Origin of the sequence: Euzebya pacifica, from assembly GCF_003344865.1 — a bacterium.
Lineage (GTDB): Bacteria > Actinomycetota > Nitriliruptoria > Euzebyales > Euzebyaceae > Euzebya > Euzebya pacifica.
In genome coordinates this window covers 1,147,389-1,170,175 of sequence record NZ_CP031165.1, presented here as the reverse complement: position 1 = coordinate 1,170,175, position 22,787 = coordinate 1,147,389, and the positions used below count along the sequence as shown (strand labels likewise).

At 71.5% G+C, this 22,787-nt stretch carries 17 protein-coding genes; 9 read left to right on the top strand and 8 right to left on the bottom strand.

Annotation, left to right across the window (positions count from 1 at the left end; genetic code table 11):
- Positions 1–101: 101 nt before the first annotated feature.
- Positions 102–788 carry a DUF6212 domain-containing protein gene (locus tag DVS28_RS04775; RefSeq protein ID WP_164709931.1) on the top strand — a complete coding sequence of 229 codons (687 nt, stop codon included), beginning with the start codon at positions 102–104 and terminating at the stop codon, positions 786–788.
- Here the strand turns inward: DVS28_RS04775 and DVS28_RS04770 are convergent.
- Both DVS28_RS04770 and DVS28_RS04765 read right to left on the bottom strand, forming a co-directional pair.
- The gene (locus tag DVS28_RS04770) at positions 678–2,162 is read right to left on the bottom strand and encodes a glycosyltransferase family 87 protein (protein WP_114590443.1); all 1,485 of its coding nucleotides are present in this window, start codon (positions 2,160–2,162) and stop codon (positions 678–680) included. The genes DVS28_RS04775 and DVS28_RS04770 overlap by 111 nt on opposite strands.
- Positions 2,159–4,693 carry a glycosyltransferase gene (locus tag DVS28_RS04765; RefSeq protein WP_114590442.1) on the bottom strand — a complete coding sequence of 845 codons (2,535 nt, stop codon included), beginning with the start codon at positions 4,691–4,693 and terminating at the stop codon, positions 2,159–2,161. The genes DVS28_RS04770 and DVS28_RS04765 overlap by 4 nt, the downstream gene beginning before the upstream one ends.
- 193 nt (positions 4,694–4,886) lie before the next feature.
- On the opposite strand from DVS28_RS04765, the gene DVS28_RS04760 reads away from it, so the two are divergent.
- A complete protein-coding gene (locus DVS28_RS04760; RefSeq protein ID WP_114590441.1) occupies positions 4,887–5,876 on the top strand; it encodes a glycosyltransferase family 2 protein in 990 nt (329 codons plus the stop codon).
- 2 nt (positions 5,877–5,878) lie between these two features.
- The gene (locus DVS28_RS04755; protein WP_114590440.1) at positions 5,879–7,030 is read left to right on the top strand and encodes a glycosyltransferase; all 1,152 of its coding nucleotides are present in this window, start codon (positions 5,879–5,881) and stop codon (positions 7,028–7,030) included.
- Positions 7,031–7,047: 17 nt separating this feature from the next.
- Here the strand turns inward: DVS28_RS04755 and DVS28_RS04750 are convergent, their stop codons facing one another.
- From DVS28_RS04750 to DVS28_RS04740, 3 genes are read right to left on the bottom strand one after another with little or no spacing between them, the layout of a single operon-like run.
- Positions 7,048–8,016: a zinc-binding metallopeptidase family protein gene (locus tag DVS28_RS04750; RefSeq protein WP_114593993.1), complete on the bottom strand. Its 969-nt coding sequence runs from the start codon at positions 8,014–8,016 to the stop codon at positions 7,048–7,050.
- A 47-nt stretch (positions 8,017–8,063) separates the two neighbouring features.
- The gene (locus DVS28_RS04745) at positions 8,064–10,340 is read right to left on the bottom strand and encodes a copper resistance CopC/CopD family protein (RefSeq protein ID WP_114590439.1); all 2,277 of its coding nucleotides are present in this window, start codon (positions 10,338–10,340) and stop codon (positions 8,064–8,066) included.
- Positions 10,340–11,989: a serine/threonine-protein kinase gene (locus tag DVS28_RS04740; RefSeq protein WP_114590438.1), complete on the bottom strand. Its 1,650-nt coding sequence runs from the start codon at positions 11,987–11,989 to the stop codon at positions 10,340–10,342. Before DVS28_RS04740 ends, DVS28_RS04745 begins: the two co-directional genes overlap by 1 nt.
- A 116-nt stretch (positions 11,990–12,105) precedes the next feature.
- Here DVS28_RS04740 and DVS28_RS04735 point away from each other — a divergent pair, with 116 nt between their 5' ends.
- Complete coding sequence (locus DVS28_RS04735; protein WP_114590437.1) at positions 12,106–14,049, top strand: cell wall-binding repeat-containing protein; 1,944 nt, start codon at positions 12,106–12,108, stop codon at positions 14,047–14,049.
- 221 nt (positions 14,050–14,270) lie between these two features.
- Here DVS28_RS04735 and DVS28_RS04730 read toward each other — a convergent pair whose 3' ends face one another.
- The 3 genes from DVS28_RS04730 to DVS28_RS28145 all read right to left on the bottom strand — a co-directional run bounded on the left by DVS28_RS04730 (position 14,271) and on the right by DVS28_RS28145 (position 17,743).
- Positions 14,271–15,272: a nucleotidyltransferase family protein gene (locus DVS28_RS04730; protein WP_114590436.1), complete on the bottom strand. Its 1,002-nt coding sequence runs from the start codon at positions 15,270–15,272 to the stop codon at positions 14,271–14,273.
- A gap of 191 nt (positions 15,273–15,463) precedes the next feature.
- On the bottom strand, positions 15,464–16,810 hold the full coding sequence (locus DVS28_RS04725; RefSeq protein WP_216826397.1) for a replication-associated recombination protein A: 1,347 nt from the start codon (positions 16,808–16,810) through the stop codon (positions 15,464–15,466).
- Positions 16,811–16,846: 36 nt separating this feature from the next.
- Positions 16,847–17,743, bottom strand: a complete 897-nt coding sequence (locus tag DVS28_RS28145) for a septum formation family protein (RefSeq protein WP_164709930.1) — start codon at positions 17,741–17,743, stop codon at positions 16,847–16,849.
- A 102-nt stretch (positions 17,744–17,845) separates the two neighbouring features.
- Between DVS28_RS28145 and DVS28_RS04715 the strand changes: the two genes are divergently transcribed.
- From DVS28_RS04715 to DVS28_RS04700, 5 genes are all read left to right on the top strand, one after another.
- On the top strand, positions 17,846–18,811 hold the full coding sequence (locus tag DVS28_RS04715; RefSeq protein ID WP_216826396.1) for a UDP-glucuronic acid decarboxylase family protein: 966 nt from the start codon (positions 17,846–17,848) through the stop codon (positions 18,809–18,811).
- On the top strand, positions 18,787–19,983 hold the full coding sequence (locus DVS28_RS04710) for a glycosyltransferase (RefSeq protein ID WP_216826395.1): 1,197 nt from the start codon (positions 18,787–18,789) through the stop codon (positions 19,981–19,983). The genes DVS28_RS04715 and DVS28_RS04710 overlap by 25 nt, the downstream gene beginning before the upstream one ends.
- Complete coding sequence (locus DVS28_RS28140; RefSeq protein ID WP_164709929.1) at positions 19,980–20,477, top strand: hypothetical protein; 498 nt, start codon at positions 19,980–19,982, stop codon at positions 20,475–20,477. Before DVS28_RS04710 ends, DVS28_RS28140 begins: the two co-directional genes overlap by 4 nt.
- Entirely contained in the window at positions 20,474–21,592 is a 1,119-nt protein-coding gene (locus tag DVS28_RS04705) for a glycosyltransferase (RefSeq protein WP_164709928.1), read from the top strand. The genes DVS28_RS28140 and DVS28_RS04705 overlap by 4 nt, the downstream gene beginning before the upstream one ends.
- 105 nt (positions 21,593–21,697) lie before the next feature.
- The gene (locus DVS28_RS04700) at positions 21,698–22,783 is read left to right on the top strand and encodes an RNA polymerase sigma factor (RefSeq protein WP_164709927.1); all 1,086 of its coding nucleotides are present in this window, start codon (positions 21,698–21,700) and stop codon (positions 22,781–22,783) included.
- The last annotated feature ends 4 nt before the right edge of the window (positions 22,784–22,787 follow it).

Genomic DNA, 22,787 nt, shown 5'->3' with positions numbered 1-22,787 from the left:
GTGGGATTGTCGGGGTGTCACGAGAGCCTGACGCATGGTCCACCCGGCCACCCTGTCCGAACGTCCGCCGAACGGCGGCGATCCACGCGACACTGTTCGGGATGCCCTCCCCTCGTTCCTGCTTCGCATGCCTCGCGGTCGTGGCCATGCTGCTGACGACGGGCTGCGCACGGACCGGGGGCGAGCCGTTCCAGCCCACCCACAACGGTCCGTTGCCGTTGGAGGAGGGGGCGACGGTTGCGCAGACGATCAACCCGGCGGGCGACGCCATCAGCGGGTTGGACGTGCAGGTCGCGACCTACGCTGCTCCAGCCGACCCGGGCGGCGCCCTGACGCTGGCCCTGCGTGACCCCGACACCGGGCGGCGCATCGCGCGAACCTCCGTCCCCGGCAGCGACCTGGCCGACACGACGTGGGTGGCCATCCGGTTCGACGAGCCCGTCGACGTGCCCGATGTCGTCCTTGCCGAGCTGTCGTGGGAGGGCGCGACACCTCTGGCGCTGTGGGCCAACACCCCGGCGAGCCCCCAGGTCAGGTCGGCGGGCGTGCCCAACGACCCCTACGAGGACGGCGAGCTGGTCGTCGACGGCCTGCCGCGCACCGGCGACCTCGCGTTCCGCGTGCGTGGGGCGGCCGGCCCCTCGACTGCGCTGGCCCAGCTCGGCGAGGTCGTCGCCTCAGCGGGCAGCCGGCTGCTGGCCGAGCCGATCTTCGCGATCCTCTGGCTGCTCGCGTTGGTCGGCGGACTCGTCCTTGCCGTGCGCGGCCTGCGTCCCCACCGCGGCTGATCCGGCCGCCACCGGCGCGCTGGTCGCCCGCAAGCTGGTGACCAGCGGCCAGCAGGTCAGCGCCATCAGCGCGATGAAGGCGGTGCGCAGCGCGCCGGCGAGCTGCTCGACCAGCCCGGGGGAGGTCAACAACGCCTCGCGCAGGTTGGGGACGGCATCGACGACGTCGGGCTGCAGCGGCTGCAGCAGGCCCCAGGTCGTGCCCGGGCCGCCGTAGAGGTCCGCCAAGGCGAGGACCGCGCCGACCTGCAGCAGGTGCAGCCACAACATCCCGCGCCACTCGGGCCGTCGGGCGAGCGCGAGGGCGACGAACGGGGTGACCCAGGCGAAGTAGTGGGCGCTGAACGTGGTCAGGGCGAACATGCTGAAGTGGAACAGCGCCAGCCAGATCCACAGCTCCCCGATGGGGACCGGTCCCCTCCCCCACCAGCCGTACGCCCGACCGATCAGGACGGCGTACAGGCCGATCGCGAACAACCCGAAGAGGTAGATCGGTCCGACCCCGTCGACGGGGATGGTGTAGGCGAGGAACGTGGAACCGGTGGAGTAGTCGCGCAGCCGCGAGAACTCCCCGACCGTGTCGGCCAGCAACGTGTTGGTCCACATGACCAGCGCGAACGGCAGCAGCGACAGGGCCGCCCAGCCGATGCGGGGCAACGGACGACGCATCACGATCAGCCCGAAGATGGGGACCAGCACGATCGGATAGCCGCGCATCGTGATGGCCAGCCCCAGCAGCACCGCTCCCCACCACGGGTGGTCCCGCTCGCAGGCCCACAGCGCCGCGACGACCAGCGCCACGGCGAACATCTCGTAGCGGCCGAAGGCGTAGGTGGCGTACAGGCCGATGGGCGAGAGCATCCAGAACGCCCACGCCCGGCTGATGTGCTTGGGGGCGGCGTGGGCGACGAGCGCGAGGAGCAGCAGGCCAGCCGCGATGTCGAAGGCCAGGTAGGGCAGCTTCAGCGCCAGCAGGGTGCCGAAGATGCCGTCGGTGTCGACGAACGCCCGCTGGACCTGCGGGGTGAGCGCCGGCCCGTCGGCCCACCACCACGGGTCGGTCCACAGGACGTCGGCGGACGGCAGCAACGGGTCGAGGATCCGCAGGGACATCGCGTGGGTGTAGTGCGCACCCATGTTGACGAGGTAGTCGCTGTAGACCGCACCGTCGTAGGCGATGAGGTGGCTGCGCCAGTAGACCGCCAGCATGTCGGCGCTGACGGTGAACGGCGCGATCAGCAGGCGCACGACCATGCCGACCCCGAACCAGCCGAGCAGGCGTGGCCGCTGGGCTGGGTCGTGCAGCGGGGCCGGCAGCCACGACAGCAGGCGGGGCAGGCCCTGCGTCGTCTGCCCGCCCCTCGTGTCGGTCATCGGCCGGCGGTGTAGTGCTTGATGATGTTCTTGGCGTGGATCAGTGCGGTCTTCGGGCCCTGCGCGGTGGCCGTCCCGATGAAGCGCTTGGCGTAGTAGTAGGGCGAGCGTTCGGGGACGACGTCGGCCAGGGTGAAGTTGGACGCGATGTAGTCATGGCGCTTGTGGGAGGTGTCCGCGGCCCGCCGGGGGCTGCGACAGAACTCCACGATCGGTTCGACCGCCCGTTCCCACGTCATCTCCGGCTTGATGGCCGCGAGGTTGTCCACACACTCCTGGTACAGCTCCTTGTCGTTGCGCAGGCGACGGATCGCGTCGGCGCACGCCTCGACGTCCTCGGGGGGCACGGTGATGCCCAGGCCCCGCTCCTTTGCCAGCAGCGACAGGGTGTCGCCCTCGGTTGCGACCATCGGCAGCTCGCACCAGATGTAGTCGAGGATGCGGGTTCGGAAGGAGTACCGCGTCTCGAGGTGCTCGTAGTGCGTGGAGACGCCGACGTCGGCCTCCAGCAGGTAGTTCTGCCGCTGGGTGTAGTCGATCCAGCCGTCGTTGAAGAACACGTTCTTGCCCAGCAGCCCGAGCTCCACGGCCAGGTTGTAGGACGACGACGCCATCTGCATCTTCGGCACGTCGGGGTTGGGGTGCGCGGACCCCATGAACCACAGCTTCACGTCGGGGTGGTCCTCCGCGACCCGGCCGACGGCCTTGATCAGCGTCAGCGGGTCGAACCAGTTGTAGATGCCGCCGCCCCACAGCAGCAGGAAGTCGTCCTCCTCGATGCCGTCGACGACGCCACGGAGCACCCGCTCCTCGGTCTTGATCGGCTGGCCCGCCGGCAGCCCGAACGGGGCGATGTCGATCAGCGACCGCAGCGACTCGTCCTCGTCGAAGGTCGCCGGGTTGATGCGCTTGAGGGCCGACATCTGGCCCAGCCAGAAGTCCCGCTGCTTCTCCGAGGCGCACACGAAGAAGTCGCCGCGCTGCAGCTGCTTGTTGAGGACGTCGGTGTCGGAGTTGTGGGTGGCGTAGCGCTGCCACTCCAGCTCGTGCTTGCGGTGGCTCATCCCCTCGAGGTGGAAGGGGTCGTAGATGTCGACGACGACGGGACCGTCGAACCGTTCGATCTCGGGGATGGCGTGCATGACGAAACCCTGGAAGATCACGATGTCGGCGACGTCGAGCAGGGCGTTGATGCCACCCGGCGCACCGGTCCAGGTCACGTGGAAGCCCCGGCTGTGCACGCTGGGCGGCGACATCGACGCGAGGGTGACCTCGAAGCCGGCGTCGTGCAGGACGGTGGCCATCTCGAAGCAGCGGATGGCCGGACCGGCCATGCGCTCGCTGAGGGTGTCCCCGGTGATGATCAGGACGTGGGTCCTGTGGACCAGGTGCTCGTGCAGGTCGAACGCCTTCTCCACGGCGTTCCACACCTCGAGGTACTCGCGGCCGTTGACGTTGGGGCGCAGGGTCTCCTTGAACAGCGGCAGGATCTCGGAGTCGGGCCGCTCGCGCTTGTCCTGGATGGCGTTGCGCTTGGCCGTCAGGTTGGAGATGTTGCGGCCGAAGTCACGCATCGCCGCCAGATGGGCGGCGGTGATCGCCGGCACGGGGAAGTCCTCGTCGTCGAGGTTCTTCGCGCCCTCCACGATGGAGAAGTCCGGCAGCCCGTCGCGTTCGGTCAGGTCGGTCAGCCCGCGCATCAACGTCAGCAGGACGGCGCTCGGCAGGGTGCGGGCGAGCAGGTCGTCGCCGTAGTTCTTGAAGATCGTCGCCAGGGCGTTGCGCTCGAGCAGGTAGCGCTCGCGGGCGTAGCCGAACCGCTTGATCGTGCCGTGGTGGCGGTGGAAGACCTTGGAGGAGGGCACGAAGTGGACCTCGTGGCCCAGCACCCACAGGCGCCACCCGAAGTCGACGTCCTCGAAGAACGCGAAGAACGACTCGTCGAAGCCGCCGACGTCGAGGAACAGCTGGGTCGGCACCACCATGGCGCCACCGGAGGCGAACAACGTCCGCTCGGCGTAGTTGGGGTTCTCCCACGCCGACTGCTCGACCTTGTTGGCGTAGCCCATGCCGTTGAAGGCCATGCGCCCGCCGGCGTAGTCGATGGTCTCGCGGTCGTCGCGCAGGATCAGCGAACCCAGGCAGCCGACTTCCTCGTGGGAGGTCAGGTAGGCCACGGCCGAGGCGATCCAGTTGGGGTCGGCCTCGGCGTCGTTGTTGAGCAGCGCCAGGTACTCGCCGTTGGCGACCTCGGCACCCTGGTTGACGGCCGGGGCGAAGCCCACGTTGCTGTCGTTGACCAGGATCCGGACCTCGGGGAAGTCCTTGCGGACCATCTCCACCGAGCCGTCGGTGGAGGCGTTGTCGATCAGGATGATCTCCAACCGGTCGGACTCGTGGGTCTGCCGGACGAGGCTGGTCAGGCACGGGGCAAGGAGGTCACGACCGTTGAGGTTGACCACGACCACGCTGACCGTCGGCTGCTCCTGACGCAGGCCGGTGGACAGGCTGGCATGGGTGGGGGTCGACATCGGGCGTTCTGACTCCTGAGGGGAAGACGGGTGTCGAGCGCGGGCGTGCTGACGCCTGCTCGCAGGGAACACGAGAAGTGTACGGGTGCGGCCTGCCGGGGTCGGGCGGGCCGGGTGGCCATCCGCAGGTGGACGGCTGCCCCGGTCGGGGGGTCAGGCGTTCCTCCCCCGACGCCGCGTACCCTGAACCACGATGCGCACGCCTGTCACCCTCTCCGCGGTCGTGCCCGTCTACAACGAGATCGAATCGCTGCCCGCGTTCCATGCCGAGCTGGTCGAGGCCCTGCACGCCCTGGAGGTCAGCAGCGAGATCGTCTACGTCGATGACGGGTCGAGCGACGGCTCCACCGAGGAGCTGGAGAAGCTGCACCTGGGCGACCCCGACACCGTCCGGGTCGTGGTGCTGCGGCGCAACTTCGGCAAGTCCGCGGCGCTGGCCGCCGGGTTCGACATCGCCCGGGGCGACCTGCTCGTCACCCTCGACGCCGACGGCCAGGACGTCCCGGCCGAGATCGGCACGTTGCTGGCCACGATGGACCGCGAGGACCTCGACCTGGTCGGTGGCTGGCGGGCAGCCCGCATCGATCGCCGTGCCAAGCGCTGGACCAGCCGTGGGTACAACGCCGCCACCCGCACCTTCACGGGCCTGGACCTGCACGACTTCAACACCGGCTTCAAGCTGCTCAAGCGCGAGGTGGTGGAGGAGATGCCCCTCTACGGCGAGTTCCACCGGTTCGTGCCGGTGCTGGCCCACGACCTGGGGTTCCGGGTGGGCGAGGTCGCCGTCACGCACCGTCCCCGCCAGGCCGGCACGTCGAAGTACCTGTCGCTGACGCGGTTCCCCAAGACGATGCTGGACCTGCTCACCGTCCTGTTCCTGACCCGGTTCGCCGACCGGCCGCTTTACCTGTTCGGCGGCGTGGGTGCCCTGCTGTCCGCGGTGGGCTTCGTGATCCTCGCCTACCTGTCGGTGCTGAAGCTGGCGACCGGCGCCGGGATCGGCCAACGACCACTGCTGCAGTTCGGCATCCTCTCCCTGCTGGTGGGCGTGCAGCTGATCGGCACCGGGTTCATCGGCGACGTGCTGCGGCACTCGGCGTCTCGGGAGCAGGTGCCCTACCGGACACGGCGGACCCTCGCCCCCGGTCAGGACCCGACCGACCCGCTCGACGGCGACGCCTGACCGTGCGAGCCATCGCGCTGACCCACGTGTTCCCCCGGTGGGACGGCGACCCGTCGGCAGCGTTCCTGTCGACGTGGACGGCTGCGCTGCGTGCCGACGGCCACGACGTGCGGGTCATCGCGCCCCACGACGCCGGGCTGCCCGAGGTCGACGTGGTCGAGGACACCCCCATCCGGTTCGTGCGCTACGCCCCCGAGGACCGCGAGGTCCTGGCCTACCGCGGCGAGATGCACCGGATCGCCATGCAGCCCACCGGCCCGCCGCTGGTGGCCTCGATGATGACCTTGATGGCCGGTGCGCTGCGGCGTGCGGTCCGGCGCTGGGAGCCCGACGTCGTGCACGTCCACTGGTGGATGCCGGGGGCGATCATCACGCGCATGGCCGGTGTCGACGTGCCCGTCGTGGTGCACCTGCACGGCACCGACATCGGGATCGTCGAGGGGCGCCCCAAGCTGCGCACCCTGGCCCGCTGGGCGCTGGACGGCGCCGACCGGCTGGAGGTCGTCTCGACGTCGCTCGCCCGGCGGACGCGATCGGCGGTCGGGCGCCGGGTCGACGGGCTGAACCCCATGCCGCTGGACATCGCGAGGTTCACCGGGGTCGAGGCGCAGATGTCGCTGGACCGCCCGGTCGTGCTCGGCGTCGGCCGCTTGGTGCCGGAGAAGGGCTTCGCCGACCTGGTCGACGCCGTCGCTGGGCTGGAGGACCGGGTTGTGCTGCGGCTGGTCGGCGACGGACCCGCCGCACGTGACCTGGCGATCCGCGCGCACGAACGCGGGGTGGAGCTGCAGCTGCCCGGACGGATCGACCCGGCTGACCTGCCCGCGGAGTACGCCGCCGCCGAGGTCGTCGTGCAGCCCTCCCATGCCGAGGGGCTGGGCCTCGTCGCGGCCGAGGCCGTGTTGATGGGCCGCCCGATCGTCGCAACCGACTCCGGCGGGGTCCGTGACGTGCTCGACGACCGGCTGCTCGTCCGGGTCGGCGACATCGAGGCGATGACCGCCAGGATCCGCGAGTCCCTGCACGACCCCGACCTGCCGGCGGTTGCCCGGGCCGGCCAGCGGGTCCGGCGGACCCTGTCGCCAGGAGCATCCGCCGAACGCACGGTCGACGGCTGGCAGCAGGCCATCGCCGCCCACCGCACCCGCCGCTGATCAGGCGGCGACGTCGGTCAGGCGGCGACGCCGGTCAGGCGGCGGTGGACCCAGCCGAGCTTCGTCATCACCGTCGGGGCGAGGACGAACGGGTAGAGGTCGTCGTGGCCCATCGAGCGGTTGATGGCGTTCAGGGCGTAGGTGAGCGGCAACCAGGCCTGGATCAGCTCGGGCATGGTGTCGGTGTCGGGCTCGGCCTCGTCGGGGTCGGAGGTCAGCACCTCGTGGGGGCCATCGACGGTCACCCCGAACGCACCGGCGGTCTCGAGCACGTCGGTGATGTGCAGCCAGTGGGCCACGGTTTCCGCGAAGTCCTCCCACGGGTGGGCGGTGGCGTAGGTCGAGACGTAGGAGTCGGCCCAGCCCTCTGGCGGCTCGGCGTCGTAGTGGACCTGGAGTGCCTCGGTGTAGTCGGCTCGTTCGTCGCCGAAGACCCGACGGAAATCCTCGATCACGTCGGATCCGTCGACGTAGCGCGTCCACAACCAGTGGCCGATCTCGTGGCGGAAGTGCCCGAGCACCGTGCGGTACGGCTCGTCCATCTGCTCGCGTATCCGCATGCGTTCGACGTCGTCGGCCTCGGCCAGGTCAAGGGTGATGACCCCGTCGGCATGACCGGTGATGACGTCCTCGTCGCGGCTGGACAGCAGGTCGAAGGTGGCTCCCTGCACGTCGAGGCCGATCCGCTCCAGCTGGAAGACCAGCCGACGCTTGGCCGCTTCGGCGCGGCGCCACTTCTCCACGATCTCGGGGTCCTCCAGGGAGGGTCGGGTGCGGGTGAGCCGACAGGACCGGCAGTACTGGTCGCCGTTGTGGGTCACCCACGAGCAGCCGTGCTCGCGGTTGGCGCAGCGCACGTCGTCGGCCGTCGCGGAGCGGATGCTCCACGTCGCCGGGTCGAGCACGAGCTCGGCGCCGCAGCGGGTGCAGGAGGTGTTGTCGAAGAAGACCAGCTGGGCACAGCGGTCGCAGGAGAAAGTGATCACGGTCAAAGGTCTACCCCGGACCGAAACCCCCTCGAACCTGTCCGGGGTCAGCCCAGCGCGACCGTGGACAACGCCTGGTCACGGCTCACCTCGCATGCGGCGGTCCAGTCCTCCTGCACCGCGGCGCACAGCGCGTCGGCGGATTCGCGTGCCGACGTCTCGTACACGGCGTTGGACGCCGCCCCGTCGATGCACCAGTGGGCCGCGTCCGCCGAGCCCATGCTGCATCGCTGGATCACCCCGTCCGGGTCGAGCGCGGCGATGGAGGAGATGTCGCGGCCCATGGACCGGTAGCAGGCCGTCCGGTCGAGGCCGTCGACGCTGTCGCACCACTCGAAGGCCCCGGGAAGGTCACCTCCGAGCCGCCAGATGATCATGGACGTCTGCATCATCCAGCAGTCCTCCGACAGGTCCGCGTCGACGTCGGTGCAGGGGTAGCGGAGGTCGTCGGTGGGGACGCCGGGGGTCTGCAGGCCCTGCTGGGCGGCCATGACGTTCTCCATGAACGCCCCGCTGGCGCAGGAACGGACCAGCCAGAACTCCTCGAGGTCACGGCACAGCGGCAGGGCCTCGAACAGGTCCGCGTCGACCCGCAGCATCAGCCCGTGGCCCAGCCCGTGGAGGCAGTTGTAGTGCGTGAAGGAGTACTGGGGATCCGCGGCCCCGTCGCAGAAAGTGGGCAGCCGGTCCGACAGCGCGTCGTCGTCGATCTCGGCCAGGCGTGCCTCGATGAAGCCGTGGAAGTAGCCCGACCAGCAGGCCGAGCCGTCGACCGCCAGGGCGTCGGCCATGTCGTCGATCTGCTCGGCCGCGTCGTTGCCGATGTCGTGCACGACCTGATGGCAGTTCTCCGCGACGTAGCTGTCGACGGCCTGCGCGGCAACGGCGGCATCGATGGCCGCCTGCGGCCCCTGGGTCGCGAGGACGGTCGACAGGGTGGAGCGGTAGCAGGCGGCCCGGCCGACCTCGAGGTCCATGCAGAGCGTCGGGTCGTCGGCGGTCCCGTCCAGCACGGCCGCGACCGCCGGGTCCAGCCCGCCGGTCCCCTGGCTCCACCCGGGGTCCCACCCGACGAGGACCGCACCCAGCACGAGGGCGACGACCAGCCCCAGCGCCTCGACCCGCGCGGTGCGGGGCACGTCGACCCACCCCTCCCGCGTCCGGTGGTGCCAGATCCCGAGCGGCACGGCAACGGCGAGCACGACCAGCGCCTTGACCACCAGGACGGCCAGCACCCCGCCCTGGATACCGGACCACGCGCGGGCGGCCAGCAGCAGGCCCGTGGCCCCGACCACCGCCAGCGACCAGCCGGCGACGGGGACCATCCGTCGCAGCGACGCGCGCAGCTGGGCGGTGCGTTCCTCTGCGTCCAGGCCTCGCCATGCAGGTGTGCGGGCGACGAGCAGCACCACCAGCAAGGGGCCTGTCCACGCGGCAGCGGCACCGAGGTGGAGGATGCCGAAGGTGACGGCGAGCACCGGGTCCTCCCGGGACAGCGCGTGCCCGGCCAGGGTCCCCCCGATGACGGCGACGAGCAGCCCGACCAGCGCTGGTGTCGGCGTCGACCGTGCTTCGGGCCCGGCTGTCCTCCGGCTGGCGGCGACGGCAAGCAGCCCCAGCAGCACACCGACGGCGGCGAACCCGACGGTGCCGCGGGAGGTCCAGGCCAGGTCGCCGGCCCCCGCCTCCAGCAGGATCGCCAGCGCCACCCCGCCGCGGCCCAGCGCCACGACCGCGCCGAGGAGGAGCAGCCCGCCGATCCTGCGACGGGCGACGTCGCCCGCCACACCGGCGCGTCCGACCACGGCGACGCCCGCGAGGAGGGCGAGGACGACGTACCACGCGATCCGCAGGGCCAGTCCGGCGCTGTCCAGCGCACGGGCCATGGGAGTGGCCCCGCCGGCGACGCTGGTCGTCCCACCGACCTCGGTGCCGACGCCGAAGAGGACCTCACCGAGGACCCGATGGCCGTCGTCGCCGACCGACTGCCATGCCAGGCCGTAGACGGCGTGGGGCAGGCGGGGGACCGCGAAGGCCACCACGGTGGTGTCGCCGGTCTCGCCCGAGAGGGGCTCGACGGCAACGACCTCACCGTCGGCGCTGCGCAACTCCGCGGTGACCGTGCGGGGGTCGACCGCGGTCGCGAAGGTCAGGACGATCTCGTCGGGCGAGTACGCGAGCCGTTCACCCGACGCTGGTGACGACGCGACGAGGGAGGTGTGCGCCGACGCCGGTCCCGCCAGAAGGGCCAGGCCCAGGGCAGCCATGACCAGGGCCAGCACGAACCGGCCCACACGTCCCGTGGACTCCGGCGACCGCACCATCAGTCAGCCGACGACGTCGGAGGTGGTGGTGGCGGTGGCGGTGGCGGTGGTGGCGGTGGCGGTGGAGGTGGCGGTGGTGGCGGTGGAGGTGGAGGTGGTGGCGGAGGCGGTGGCGGTGGGGCCGGAGCCGGAGGTGGCGGCGCGGGAGCCGGCGGCGGCGGGGCCGGTGCAGGCGGCGGGGCCTGCGGCACGGGGGCGGGTTCGACGGTCTCCTCGACCGGGATCTCGGTGGCCGTCGCGGTCTCGCTCGGGCTGGCCGTCTCCGTCGGGGTCTCCGACTCCGTGGGGATGACCAGGCCGTTGGTCCCCTCCTTGACCGTGTCCGTCTCGGACTCCGACGGCGTCGCATCCTCCTCGGAGGGTTCGGTCTCGCTGGCGCTGACCGACTCGGTGGGCGTCGGGTCATCGGTGGCCACCGAATCGTCCCCACCGAACGCGACCACGCCGACGATGCCGATCACGGCGGCGGCAAGGACGGCGGCGATGCCGATGAACAGCCCCCGCCGGGAGGAGTCGTCGGCCGGCGGGACAGGCGGAGCGGTCGGCGGCAGGATCGACTCGCTGACGCGATGGGTGGGAGGCGCCCCCGCCGCTGCTGCGGCTGCACCGACCACCAGCCCCTCACCGGTCGTGGACCCGCTGGCCTGGACCGGGGGCTGCCGGTCGACGGTCGGCAGGTCGCCGACCCGGACGCCCGGGGCGGTGAACTCGCCGGTCTTCGCGCCCGAGGCGGACACCTCGTCATCGGCGTCGCCCCTGATGAGCATCCCGGGGGCACTCATGCCGTGCGCGGACAGGACGTCGGCCATGGCGTTGCCGAAGGCCTCGACCGACGGGTACCGGTCCTCCGGCTTCTTGGCCAGGCCCTGGTCGATGAGCGCCACGACGTCCGGGGGGACCTCCTGGGCGGTCACCGGCGGCATCGGGTTCAGCAGGATGCGGGCCAGCATCGGCGTCAGGGTCTCGTCGCCCTCGCTGGCGAAGGCGGGCCGCCCCTGCACGAGCGCGTACAGGGTGGAGGCCATGGAGTAGACGTCGGCGGAGGCGGTGGGACGGTTGCCCTCCAGCACCTCGGGGGCCACATGGGACAACGACCCCGTGATCGACCCGGTGGCGGTCTCGGTGCCGCCGGTGATGCGAGCGATGCCGAAGTCACCCAGGGACGGTTCGCCGAAGCCGTTGAGCAGGATGTTCTCGGGCTTGATGTCGCGGTGCAGGATGCCGGCCCGATGGGCGGTCTCCAGCGCACCGGCGACCTTGATGCCCGCGGCGAACGCGTCGGGCCACGCCATGACGCCCTGGTTGTCGACGAGGTCCTTCAGCGACCCGCCCGGCATGTAGGCCATGACGATGTAGGGGTAGCCGCCCGAGGTCTTGCCCCACGTGTAGACGGTGATGATGTGGGGGTGGCCGGCGAGCGTGCCCATGGCCTGCAGCTCACGGGTGAACTTCTGGTCGGCCTTCTCCGTCGAGCTCGGCTGGTTCAGGACCTTGATCGCCACGACGCGTGACAGCGACAGCTCACGTGCCCTGAAGACGTAGCCGAAGCCACCCCGGCCGACCCGCACGGCGTCGACGAAGTCGTCCGGCATGGCGAAGCGGACCCAGTCCGGGTCCGGCTCGTCAGGCGAGTACGGGATGTCGGTCATCGGTTGGGCAGCCCCTGAAGAATGTCGTACACGCAGGCTACTCCCTTCCGAGGGTCGTATCGTTCGTTCGCACGCCCGTAGCGGCTTCTCGGCCCCCGACGTCACAGGTTCGATACATGTCTGCACCGCATCGCCGTACCGCCACCCTGCTCGTGGTCATGCTGACCATGGGGCTCCTCACCGCGCTGCCGGCGCAGGGCGAGGAGTACGCCTCCTTCGGTTGCTTCTCCGATCCGGCCGGTGACGCCGGCGGCGTCGACGTGGCCGACATCGTCGGCACCTGCCTGCAGTATCCCGACACCAGCTCCTCCCCCGAGTTCCCGCAGGGGGAGCCGATCCGGCTGACCACCGTGTTCGCCGCAGGCAACAACCCCCTGCAGGACGCGTCGTGGACCAACGACGACACTGCGCTGCAGGTTGCCCTGTCCACCGACGGCGACCCGAACCCCGAGCTGGTGCTCCGTCTGTTCCACAACGGCACGAGCCTGGTCCGCAGCATCGAGGACGGCGCCGGCGGCCAGGTGGCCGACTGCGACGCCCAGGTGGAGCTGGACCCGAGCTTCCAGGGCATCGACTTCGTCCTCCAGCCCAGCTGCATCCCCGACAGCCCCGACGTGCGCTACAGCGTGCAGATGGCCTACGAGGAGACCGACGGTGCGGCCGTGGCGATGGACCGCTGGCCCGACACCGACGCGTCGGTACGGATGCCCCGCGGCGACGAGAACCCCTTCTGCGACGCGCCGACCGAGACCGGCAGCGAGGTCACGGTCGCACGGGTGGCCTGCTTCATCGGCGGCACCGAGCCGGTCAGCCAGGCCGTGGCGATCAGCCAGTTCGTCTTCAACGACCTGTCCACGCAGGAGTACGAGCCCTACACCGGCCAGTGGGCCGTGATCGTGCGCGACGACAACTTCGCCGACGCACTGGCCGGGTCCTCCCTCGGCTTCGGCCAGGGTCCGTTGCTGTTCACCTACTCCCCCACTTCCGGCCCCACCCTCGGGCAGGACCACACCCGGCTGGCACCCGCCACCAAGCAGGAGCTGGTCCGGACGGTGCCTCGCGGGTTCCCCGTGTACGTCCTCGGCGGCACCGCCGCGATCGACGAGGGGGTCATGGACCACCTGCGCGAGCTCGGTTACGACGCGCGGCGCCTGTCGGGCCCGACCCGCGTGGACACCGCCGCTGCGGTGGCCCTCGAGGTGCGGCAGCGAACCCAGGACTTCGCGGCCCGCAACGCCGGGTTCCCCGACACCAACATGGTGCTGATGGCCAACCAGGACAACTGGCCCGACGCGGTGCTGGCCGGGCAGGTGGGGGCGCTGTGGGGCTTCCCGGTCCTGCTGACCGGCGCCACGGGCCCCGCACCCGCCGCGACCCTCGCGGCGCTGGACCAGCTGCGACCCCAGGCCATCCAGTTCATCGGTGGCTCGGCGGTGATCTCCAGCGACACGCTTCGCTCGATCCGTGACCACGCCAACACCAACGGCTACGCCTTCGGCGGGCCCGGCGCGGCGCTCACCGACGACACCTCCAACCCGTGGCGGCAGTTCTGCGCCAACACCAACCCCGACGGCTCCCAGATCCCCCGGTGGACCTGCCGCTGGGGTGGTGACAGCCGCATCGCGACGGGTGCGGCGGTCAGCCAGTTCGGTCGCGAGATGATCCAGCGGTTCGGCGGCGAGGACACGCTGATCCCCGACACGGAGGTCTACGCCTCGGGCGTGCCCCTCGGCGGTGGCGTGGACAGCGACAACTACGCCTACGTGCTGGCGGCGTCGATGATGTCGGGCCGCTTCGGCGGCGCGGTGTTCCTGCCGACGGACAACAACACGTTGACCGACACGGTGATCCAGTCGGTGTGTGACATCCGGCGTGGCAAGGACACCAACGGCGACGGCGAACCCGACACCCCGTTCATCGAGTTCGTCGAGCTCGTGGCGCTGATGGCCGACACCGACAGGCTGTCGGATGGTTTCGGCGAGGAGATCCGCTCCTTGATCACCGACGGCTGCCCGGCGACGTTCGCCGGCGCCGCCCCGGACCTGGTCACCGCCGACTGACCCCGCGTGTCGGGTTCTCGGCCGCCCGCCGTAGTTGCCCGACACGCATCCGCTCGGCCGCCCGAGCCCACCCCTCCGCTTGTCGGGTTCTGGGCCGCCCGTCGCAGGAACCCGACACGCATCCGCTCGGCCGCCCGAGCCCACCCATCCGCTTGTCGGGTATTGGGCCGCCCGTCGCAGTTGCCCGACACGCGTCTTAGCCGGTCAGCGCGTCCAGCGCGTCAGCGCGTGCCGAGGTAGGTGCGGATGCCCAGCACGCTGCCCTTGGGGACGACGACGCCGGTACCGATCTCCGACAGCGCGCCGACGAGGGCGTCGCTGATGACGGCGGCGTCGTGCACCTCCACCTCTTCGTGCAGCACGGCGCCCTGCAGCACCGCGCCCGCGCCGACCCGGCAACGCGGGCCGACCACGGAGCCGAACCGCACCACCGCGGTCTCGTCGACCACGGCGCTGGGGTGGATGGCGGACTGCCCCTCGACCACGACCATGCCCTCGGCCAGCGGCCAGGTGCACTCGCCGTCGATGACGGCCCGGTGGCCCTCCAGGTAGCGCGCCGGGGTGCCGAGGTCCTGCCAGTAGGCGTCGTCGTTGATGCCGAACATCTTCTCGCCGGCGTCCAGCAGGCCCGGGAAGACCTGGCGTTCGAACGACAGCGGGCCGTCGCCCGGGAAGTGGTCGAACAGGCGGGGCTGCAGGACGTAGGTCCCGGCGTTGATGGTGTTGTCGGGCACGGTGCCCGGTTGGGGCTTCTCCACGAACCGGCGGACCATCCCCTGGCCGTTGCGGACGACCACCCCGAAGGCGGAGGTGTCGGTGACCTCGTGGAGGGTCAGGGTGGCAACGGCCCCCGACTCGACGTGGCCGTCGATGATCCGGCGGAGGTCGACGTCGGTCAGGACGTCGCCGTTGCACACCAGGACCGGTTCGTCGGCCTCCCCCGCGAGGGCACGCCGAACGGCCCCTGCGGTGTCCAGCGCCATCTCCTCGGTCGCGACGTCGATCGCCAGGCCCAGCTGGGGCGCGGCGTCGACGAGGGGCTGGAAGGGCGCGGCGTCACGCCCGACGAGGAAGGTGGCCCGGGTGACCCCGGCATCCACCAGCCGCCGGAGCAGCCCGTGGGCGTAGGGGTCGCCCATGAAGGGGACCAGGGGCTTGGGGATGAGGTGGGTGAGCGGACGCAGCCGTGTGCCACGGCCACCCGCCAGGATCAGGGCACGCATCGTCGCGCAGGCTAACCCACCCGGGCGCCACCATCCCACGTGTGTCGCCCACCCACGACATGTGGCCGGTTCGACGACGCACCCGGCCGAGTGCCCCGGCCCGCGCCCCACGTGTGTCGCCCAACGACGAAATGTGGCCGGTTCGACGACACACCGCCGGGGGGCCGGGGGTCGAGGGCCCGGGGGGTGGGTCAGCGGCTGTCGCGCCAGGAGTTGAGGGTGGGTTCGGCGCCGTGGTCGCCGGGTTCGTAGATGCGTCGCAGGCCGTCCGGGCCGTACTGCTGGTCGACCCATCCGCGCTCGTCGTCGTGGGGGTAGGCGTACCCGACCCCGTGTCCCAGCCGCTTGGCCCCCTTGTAGTGGGCGTCCCGCAGCGACGCCGGGACCGGGGCGTTGCCCAGCCGTTCGACCTCCGCGTCCGCCCGGGCCATCGCTCGGGTGACCGCGTTGGACTTCGGCGCAAGCGCCAGGTGGATGCAGGCCTGGGACAGCGCGAACCGGGCCTCGGGCAGCCCGACCCGGTCCAGCGCCTGGAACGCCGCAACCGACACGGCGAGCGCTTGCGGGTGGGCCAGGCCGATGTCCTCGCTGGCGAGGATCACCATGCGCCGGGCCAGGAACCGCGGGTCCTCCCCCTCCGCCAGCATGCGGGTCAGCCAGTACATCGCTGCATCCGGGTCGGACCCGCGCATCGACTTGATGAACGCACTGACCTGGTCGTAGTGGTTGTCGCCCGCCTTGTCGTAGCGCAGGTGGGGCTGTGCCAGCGCCGACTGCACCATCTCCGGCGTGATCCGGCCGTCCTCGGTCCCCACCGACAGCGCGGCGGCCGCGTCCAGCCCGGTCAGCAGCACCCTGGCGTCACCGTCGGCGGCATGCAGCAGCGCGGCGCGCGCCTCGTCGGTGGCGGTGACCCCCTCCAGCCCGGGGTCGGCCAGCCCGCGGTCGAGCAGCACCGACAGGTCGTCCTCCTCCAGCGGCGCGAGCCGGTAGAGGATGCTGCGGGACAGCAGCGCAGCGTTGACCTCGAAGGAGGGGTTCTCCGTCGTCGCGCCGATCAGCACGACGTCGCCCGCCTCCACCGACGGCAGCAACGCGTCCTGCTGGGACTTGTTGAAGCGGTGGATCTCGTCGACGAAGAGGATCGTGCGGCGCTGGGTCCGGCGCAAGCGCTCCCGACCCTCGACGACCGCCGCCCGCACGTCCTTCACCCCCGCGGTCACGGCCGACAGCACGATCATCTCGGCGTTGGCCTCGGCCGCGATGACGCCGGCGAGGGTCGTCTTGCCGGTTCCGGGCGGCCCCCAGAGGACCATCGAGGACAACCGGCCGCTCGCGATCGTCCGACGGATCGGCCCCTCCGGCCCGATCAGGTGGCGCTGGCCGACGACCTCGTCGAGGGTGCGGGGACGCAGGCGCGCGGCAAGCGGCGCCGTGGCCGATCCCGCCCCGGCGCCCGACATCACCCGCCGGGTGGCCGGCGGGGTCTCCTCCGATGCGCGGTCGTCGTCACCGCCGAACAGCTGTGCCTCAGGCACTGGCCGCCACGGTGACGGCCCACCGATGGCCGTCGATCACTGTCCGGTGCCGCGCACCGACGCGTTGAGCTGGGTGGTGGGGTCGTACAGCAGGCAGACGACCTCCCGGTCGCCCTGCTCCCACGACGCCTCCGTGGGGGTCAGCTGGCTGGTGAAGAACCGTGACTCGGCCCAGACCACGCCGACGTAGTCGGTGAAGGCCTGCCCCTGGCACTGGTCGTCGGCGAAGGTGTTCAGCTCCTCCAGGCCGGGGAACCCGGTGCCGTCGTCGGGGTAGTCGACGAGGAAGAAGACCTCGCTGTCGTGGGGGGTGTCGCACGGCACGACGGCCACGGACTGCACCTCGTCGCTGGTCGACGGGCTGTTGTAGCAGTCCCCGACGGCGAGCTCGAAGACCGAGGCGTCCTCTCCGGGGACGGCGGATGGTGTCGCCTCGTCCTGCGGCAGGTCGTCGAGGACCTCCGGTTCGGTGCCCTCGTCGGCCAGGTCGCTGTTGAGGTCGTCGACGGCTTCACCGAGCTCCGATGCCGTGGCCTCGGTGTCGGTGGTCGCCAGCTCGTCGTCACCGCTGGACAGCAGGAAGGCGGCCAGGCCGCCGCCTGCCAGCACGAGGACGAGCACGACGAGGCCGATGATCAAGCCCGTGTTGGACTTCTTGGGCGGCGGCTGGAACCCCGGTCCCGGCTGGCCGTAGCCCTGGCCGGGGCCGTAACCGGGCGGCTGTTGCCCGTAGGCGGGCTGCTGGCCATAGGGGGGCTGCTGGCCCGGCGGTGCCTGGCCGGGAAGCGGCCCGTAGCCCGCAGGCGGGCCCTGGGGCTGGGCTGGCGGCTGCCCCCAACCCTGCTGTGGAGGCTGCCCACCGGGGGGACCTCCTTGCCATGGCGTGGGGTTCTGCGGTGGATTGCCCCAGCCCGGCGGTGTCTGGTCGCTCACTGGTCGGTTCCCTTCTGCACACCACGGTTGTAGCTGCAACACCACCCTGCTCGCCACAGGCGAAGTCAGGGCAGGACGTCATCGACCCGTATGATCGCCCGCGTGACCTACGACCTGACAGTCTTCGACGGCGCAACCGCAGTCATCACCGGCGGCGCCGGTTTCCTCGGTTCGCACCTCTCCCACCGCCTCCTCGACCTCGGCGCGCGTGTCGTGGTGATGGACAACCTGTCGACCGGTTCGGCGTCCAACATCGAGGACCTGCTCGGCCACGACCGGTTCTCCTTCCTGCGCTACGACGTCACGGAGTACATCCACGTCGGCGGCTCGGTCGACTTCGTGCTGCACTGGGCGTCGCCGGCCTCGCCGATCGACTACCTCAAGCTGCCGATCCAGACGATGAAGGTCGGGGCGCTCGGCACCCACAAGGCGCTCGGCCTGGCTCGAGCCAAGGACGCGCGCTTCATGCTGGCCTCCACCAGCGAGGTCTACGGCGACCCGGAGATCCACCCGCAGCCGGAGTCCTACTGGGGCAACGTCAACCCGATCGGCCCGCGAGGCGTCTACGACGAGGCCAAGCGGTTCGCCGAGGCCCTGACGTTCGCCTACCACCGCTCCCACGGCATGGAGGTGCGGGTGCCGCGCATCTTCAACACCTTTGGGCCGAAGATGCGGATGGACGACGGCCGGGCGGTGCCGACGTTCATCGCCCAGACCCTCCGCGGCGAACCGCTGTCGGTCTTCGGTGACGGGCAGCAGACCCGGTCGCTGTGCTACGTCGACGACCTGGTGGAGGGGTTGCTGCGCCTGCTGGCCAGCGACTACGACGCCACCCCGGTCAACATCGGCAACCAGCACGAGATGACCATCCTCGAGCTGGCTCAGCGGATCCAGAAGCTGGCCGGTGTCTCGCCGGGCATCGTGCACGAGCCGATGCCGGTCGACGACCCGAAGGTCCGCCAGCCCGACACGACGATCGCCCGTCGCGAGCTCGACTGGAAGCCCGAGGTCGACATCGACGACGGGCTGCTGCGCACCATCGAGTGGGTCCGCACCAACCGGATGTGATCTCCGGGGACGTGATCGGCCGGGCCGACGGGCCGCGTGTCCTGTTCGTCCCCTCCAACGGGATGGGCCTCGGGCACATGACCCGTGCGGCCGCCATCGCCCGTCGGCTGGGCGAGGCGGGGGCGATGCCGATCCTGTGCGTCCTCTCGCCGCTGATCGACCCGCTCCGGCAGCTGGGGTTCATGGTCGAGCACATCCCCTCCTACGCCTCGACTCCGCTGGAACGATGGCACTGGCAGCGGCTGCTCGCCGACCAGCTGCGGCACCTGATCGAGGCCTACGACGTCACGGCGGTGGTGTTCGACGGTGTGGCCCCCTACCGGGGGGTGCGGCAGGTCATGGCGGAGGAGGGCGCGCCACCGTTCGTGTGGGTCCGTCGCGGGCGCTGGCGAGCCGACGCCCGACCTGCCGCGACGGCCGCGGGGTTCACGATGGTCATCGAACCCGGTGAGGTCGACCGGGACGAGCCCGACGTCGCGATCCCACAACCCGCGGCGCGGGCCGTCAACGGCGTCCCGGTCCGGCAGGTCGGGCCGGTCCTGCTGCACGACCACCACGACCTGCGTGACCGCGGACAGGCGCTGGTCGACCTGGCCCTTCCCGCGGACGGGCGCTACGGCTTGATCTCCCTCGGGACCGGCCTGGCCGGACCGTTGGCCCACACCGCCGGACCGTTGGTCGCCGCCCTGCGCAGCCGAGGACTGGTTCCCGTGGTCGCCGCGTCGCCCCTGTCGCCACCCCCGACCGTGGAGGGTGCGCTGGTCCGCCAGCGATATCCCCTGGCCCCGTCGTTGGCTGCCTTCGACGTGGTGGTCCTGGCGGCTGGCTACAACTCCGTGGTCGAGGCGGTGGCCTGCCGTGTGCCCGCGGTCCTCGTGCCCAACCCGGCAGCTGCCGTCGACGATCAGCTGGCCCGCGCCGTCGGGCTCGACCAGCAGGGGTTGGCGGTCCTGTGGGACTCAACGGTGCGTGCCGGCGCCGAGGGGGCAGCCGGCTCGGCGCCAGCCGGTGCGCTCGATCGTGCGCTGGACCGGGCGCTCGACGGGCATTCCGAGCTCGTCGAACGCATGGCCGCCCGATCCGTTCCGCAGGGCGCGACTCGCGCGGCCGCCCTCATCCAGGAGCTGACGCAGTCGCGGGCCCACCAGCCGAAGCCAAGGTCGATCCGATGACCAGCCCGACGGTGCCGGCCCAGCTGCGGTCAGGACTCCGCGCCGTCTACGGCGTCGTGCTGGCGCTGCTGCCGACCCGGCTCGGCGACCGGCTGCGCGACCTCGTCGCCCGGACCCGGGCCCGTTGGCCGCAGCTGGACGGCCCGTCGGGCGGACGGGTTCGTGTGCCCGGCCCGCTGGACCACCCGGTCGTCCTCGTCGTGGCCGTCGGTTGTGCCCCGACGCGACTCCGACAGGCCGTCGACGGGATGTCCGGGGTACCGGTGCGTCCGGTCTGGTTGGTCGACACACCCCTCCCCGGCGACCTGGCCGACCAGGTCATCGAGTGGCTGCCGCCCGCCGCGGACCTCGACCGGTTCGGCCTGGACACAGCGGCCGTCAGGCGTTCCAGGCTGCGTGCCGTGGAGCAGCGCTACCGACCGAAGCGTGTGGTGGTCATCGGTCCCGAGGGACCGTTGCCCGACCCCGTGCTGATCGTGCCGTCCCCGTCGTGAGCACCCACGCCTCGTCCCGGCCCCGGGTGCTGGTGGTCACGACGGTGCATCCTCCCGACGACCCCCGGATCCGCTACAAGACCGCCGCCAGCTTGGCCGAGGACTTCGCCGTCCGCCTGGCGACGCGCGCGCCCGGACCCGACGACACGCGGGGACTCGACAGCGTGGTGCTCGATGGCTCGCGCCCGCGCAGGGCGCTCCGGGCCCTGCGACAGATGCTCCGTCGCGACGTGGACCTCGTGGCCGTCCACGACCCCGAGCTGCTGCCCGTGGCGTTGCTGGCCAGGCTTCTGCGACGGGTGCCGGTGGTGTTCGACGTGCACGAGGACCTGCCGGTGCGGGCCGGCCTGTCCCGCCGCCACCCAGCTGCCGGCGAAAGAGGATCGGCGGTCCGGGCGCGCGTCGGGCCGTGGCTGGCACGCCGGATGCTGCACGTCGTCGAGCGGTTGGTCGTCGTCACCCTGGCCGAGGAGGGGTACGCCCGGGACTTCCGACGTGCCCATCCGGTGCTGCCCAACCACCTGCTGGTCGAGGTGCTTCCTCCCCCGTCGGCGAACGCCACGGGGGGCGGGGTGGTCTACCTGGGAGACGTGACCACGGCTCGAGGCGTGACCGTGCTGCTGGACGCGGTGTCCTCGGGGCTGCCGGGACGGACCCTCCACCTCATCGGCCGGTGCGCGCCCGGCCTTGCCGAGGAGCTGCGGCATCGGGCGGACGAGCTGGGGGTGTCGCTGGAGGTCCACGGCTGGATGCCGCTGCCCGTGGCGCTGCGACTGGTCGCCGTCGCCGAGGTCGCCGCCTGTCCGCTGACCGACCACCCCGCCTACCGACGGTCGTTGCCGACGAAGGTGCTGGAGTACCTGGCGGTCGGGGTGCCGGTCGTGGCCTCCGACCTGCCCGGCACCCGAGAGGTGGTCGAGGGCCTGCCCGGTGTGGTCCTGGTCGCGCCGGACCGGGTCGACGAGCTCGCTCGCGGGCTGGCGGTCGCGGCCGATCCGGCGCTCAGGGCCGCGGCGGTGCAGGGTGTGGCCGCCGTCCGCGAGCGCTTCGGTTGGCCCGACGAACGGATCCGGCAGGTGTACCGGGACGTCGTGTCCTCCTCCGCCGAACGCTGATCCGGATTCCGGGGCAGAAGTTGGGGGGCGTCGGGAGGAAACATGGGTTGCAGCGCCGAACTCAACAGGGATGCCCCTGTACGCCGCCACCACATGGGTCCGCCGATGACTGCCCTCTGGCCTCCGCCCGACACGATGTCGGACGGCATGTTGCTCCGCCGCGCCGCCGGCGGTGACGACGACGCCTTCACCCTGCTGTTCCACCGCCACCGAGCCATGGTGCGCCGCATCTGCGTCGCCCACGGCCCCCACGGGCTGGCCGAGGACCTGTCCAGCGAGACGTTCGTCAGGCTGCTCCAGCATGCCGAGCGGCTGTGGGACCGAGACCGCCTGGCCCCGTGGCTGGCCACCGTCGCGCGCAACACCGCCATCAGCGCACTGCGCCGTCCGGCCGTCCACCGGGAGTCACCCGTGGCCGACGTGCCCATGCGGTTCGCCGACGCCGACCACGCGGAGTCCGTCACCCAACGCCTGGACGTCGAGACCCTGCTGGCGCACGCCGACGACGGTGACGCCGCCATGTTGCGGGCCCACTACATGGAGGGCCGTCCGTTGGCCGACATCGCCAGCGACCTCGGCACCACGGTGGGTTCGATCAAGGTCCGCATGCACCGCGCGCGAGGGCGGGTCCGTCGGACGGCGTTCGCGCAGGCCCTGCGCGGACTCGTACCACTGCCGGTCCTCCGCTGGCGGACCCAGGTGACCGACCTGCTGCGGGCCGACGTGTCCCACGTGGCCATGGTGCTCGCCCCCGTCGCCGTGGCAGCAGCCATCGCCAGCGGCATCGTCGGTTCCGGCACTCCCCAGGGGTCGGAGGCGCCTCGGGCCGCAGCCACGGCCACTGCGTCCCAGACGGCCGGCGGGACCGGCCCCGTGGCACCTGCAGCCGTGTCGAGTGCCCCCGTCGTCCACGGTGCCGTGGCCCCATCGCCTCCCACCGGGGCCAGCCAACCGCTGGGGCGGCCCGGGCAGGTGGACACGCCCAGCGACAACCGACGTCCCCCAGTCGACGTGCCGACGATCTGGCTCAGCCGCGAACCGCCTGCCCCGGAGCCCGACAGCACCGTGGGGATCGCCGGCCTGGAGGTGGAGACGACCTCACCGCCGGGCGTGTCCGATTCCACGCGAGAGGATGTCTGCGACGTCATCGCGCTGCTCCCGGAGCCCGTGTCCTGCCACAACGAACGCTGAGCCG

Coding starts and splice junctions, on each gene's coding strand:
- DVS28_RS04700 (WP_164709927.1), top strand. CDS start 21,698: ATGACTGCCCTCTGGCCTCCGCCCGACACGATGTCGGACGGCATGTTG.
- DVS28_RS04770 (WP_114590443.1), bottom strand. CDS start 2,162: ATGACCGACACGAGGGGCGGGCAGACGACGCAGGGCCTGCCCCGCCTG.
- DVS28_RS04745 (WP_114590439.1), bottom strand. CDS start 10,340: ATGGTGCGGTCGCCGGAGTCCACGGGACGTGTGGGCCGGTTCGTGCTG.
- DVS28_RS04775 (WP_164709931.1), top strand. CDS start 102: ATGCCCTCCCCTCGTTCCTGCTTCGCATGCCTCGCGGTCGTGGCCATG.
- DVS28_RS04735 (WP_114590437.1), top strand. CDS start 12,106: ATGTCTGCACCGCATCGCCGTACCGCCACCCTGCTCGTGGTCATGCTG.
- DVS28_RS04760 (WP_114590441.1), top strand. CDS start 4,887: ATGCGCACGCCTGTCACCCTCTCCGCGGTCGTGCCCGTCTACAACGAG.
- DVS28_RS04740 (WP_114590438.1), bottom strand. CDS start 11,989: ATGACCGACATCCCGTACTCGCCTGACGAGCCGGACCCGGACTGGGTC.
- DVS28_RS04730 (WP_114590436.1), bottom strand. CDS start 15,272: ATGCGTGCCCTGATCCTGGCGGGTGGCCGTGGCACACGGCTGCGTCCG.
- DVS28_RS28140 (WP_164709929.1), top strand. CDS start 19,980: ATGACCAGCCCGACGGTGCCGGCCCAGCTGCGGTCAGGACTCCGCGCC.
- DVS28_RS04765 (WP_114590442.1), bottom strand. CDS start 4,693: ATGTCGACCCCCACCCATGCCAGCCTGTCCACCGGCCTGCGTCAGGAG.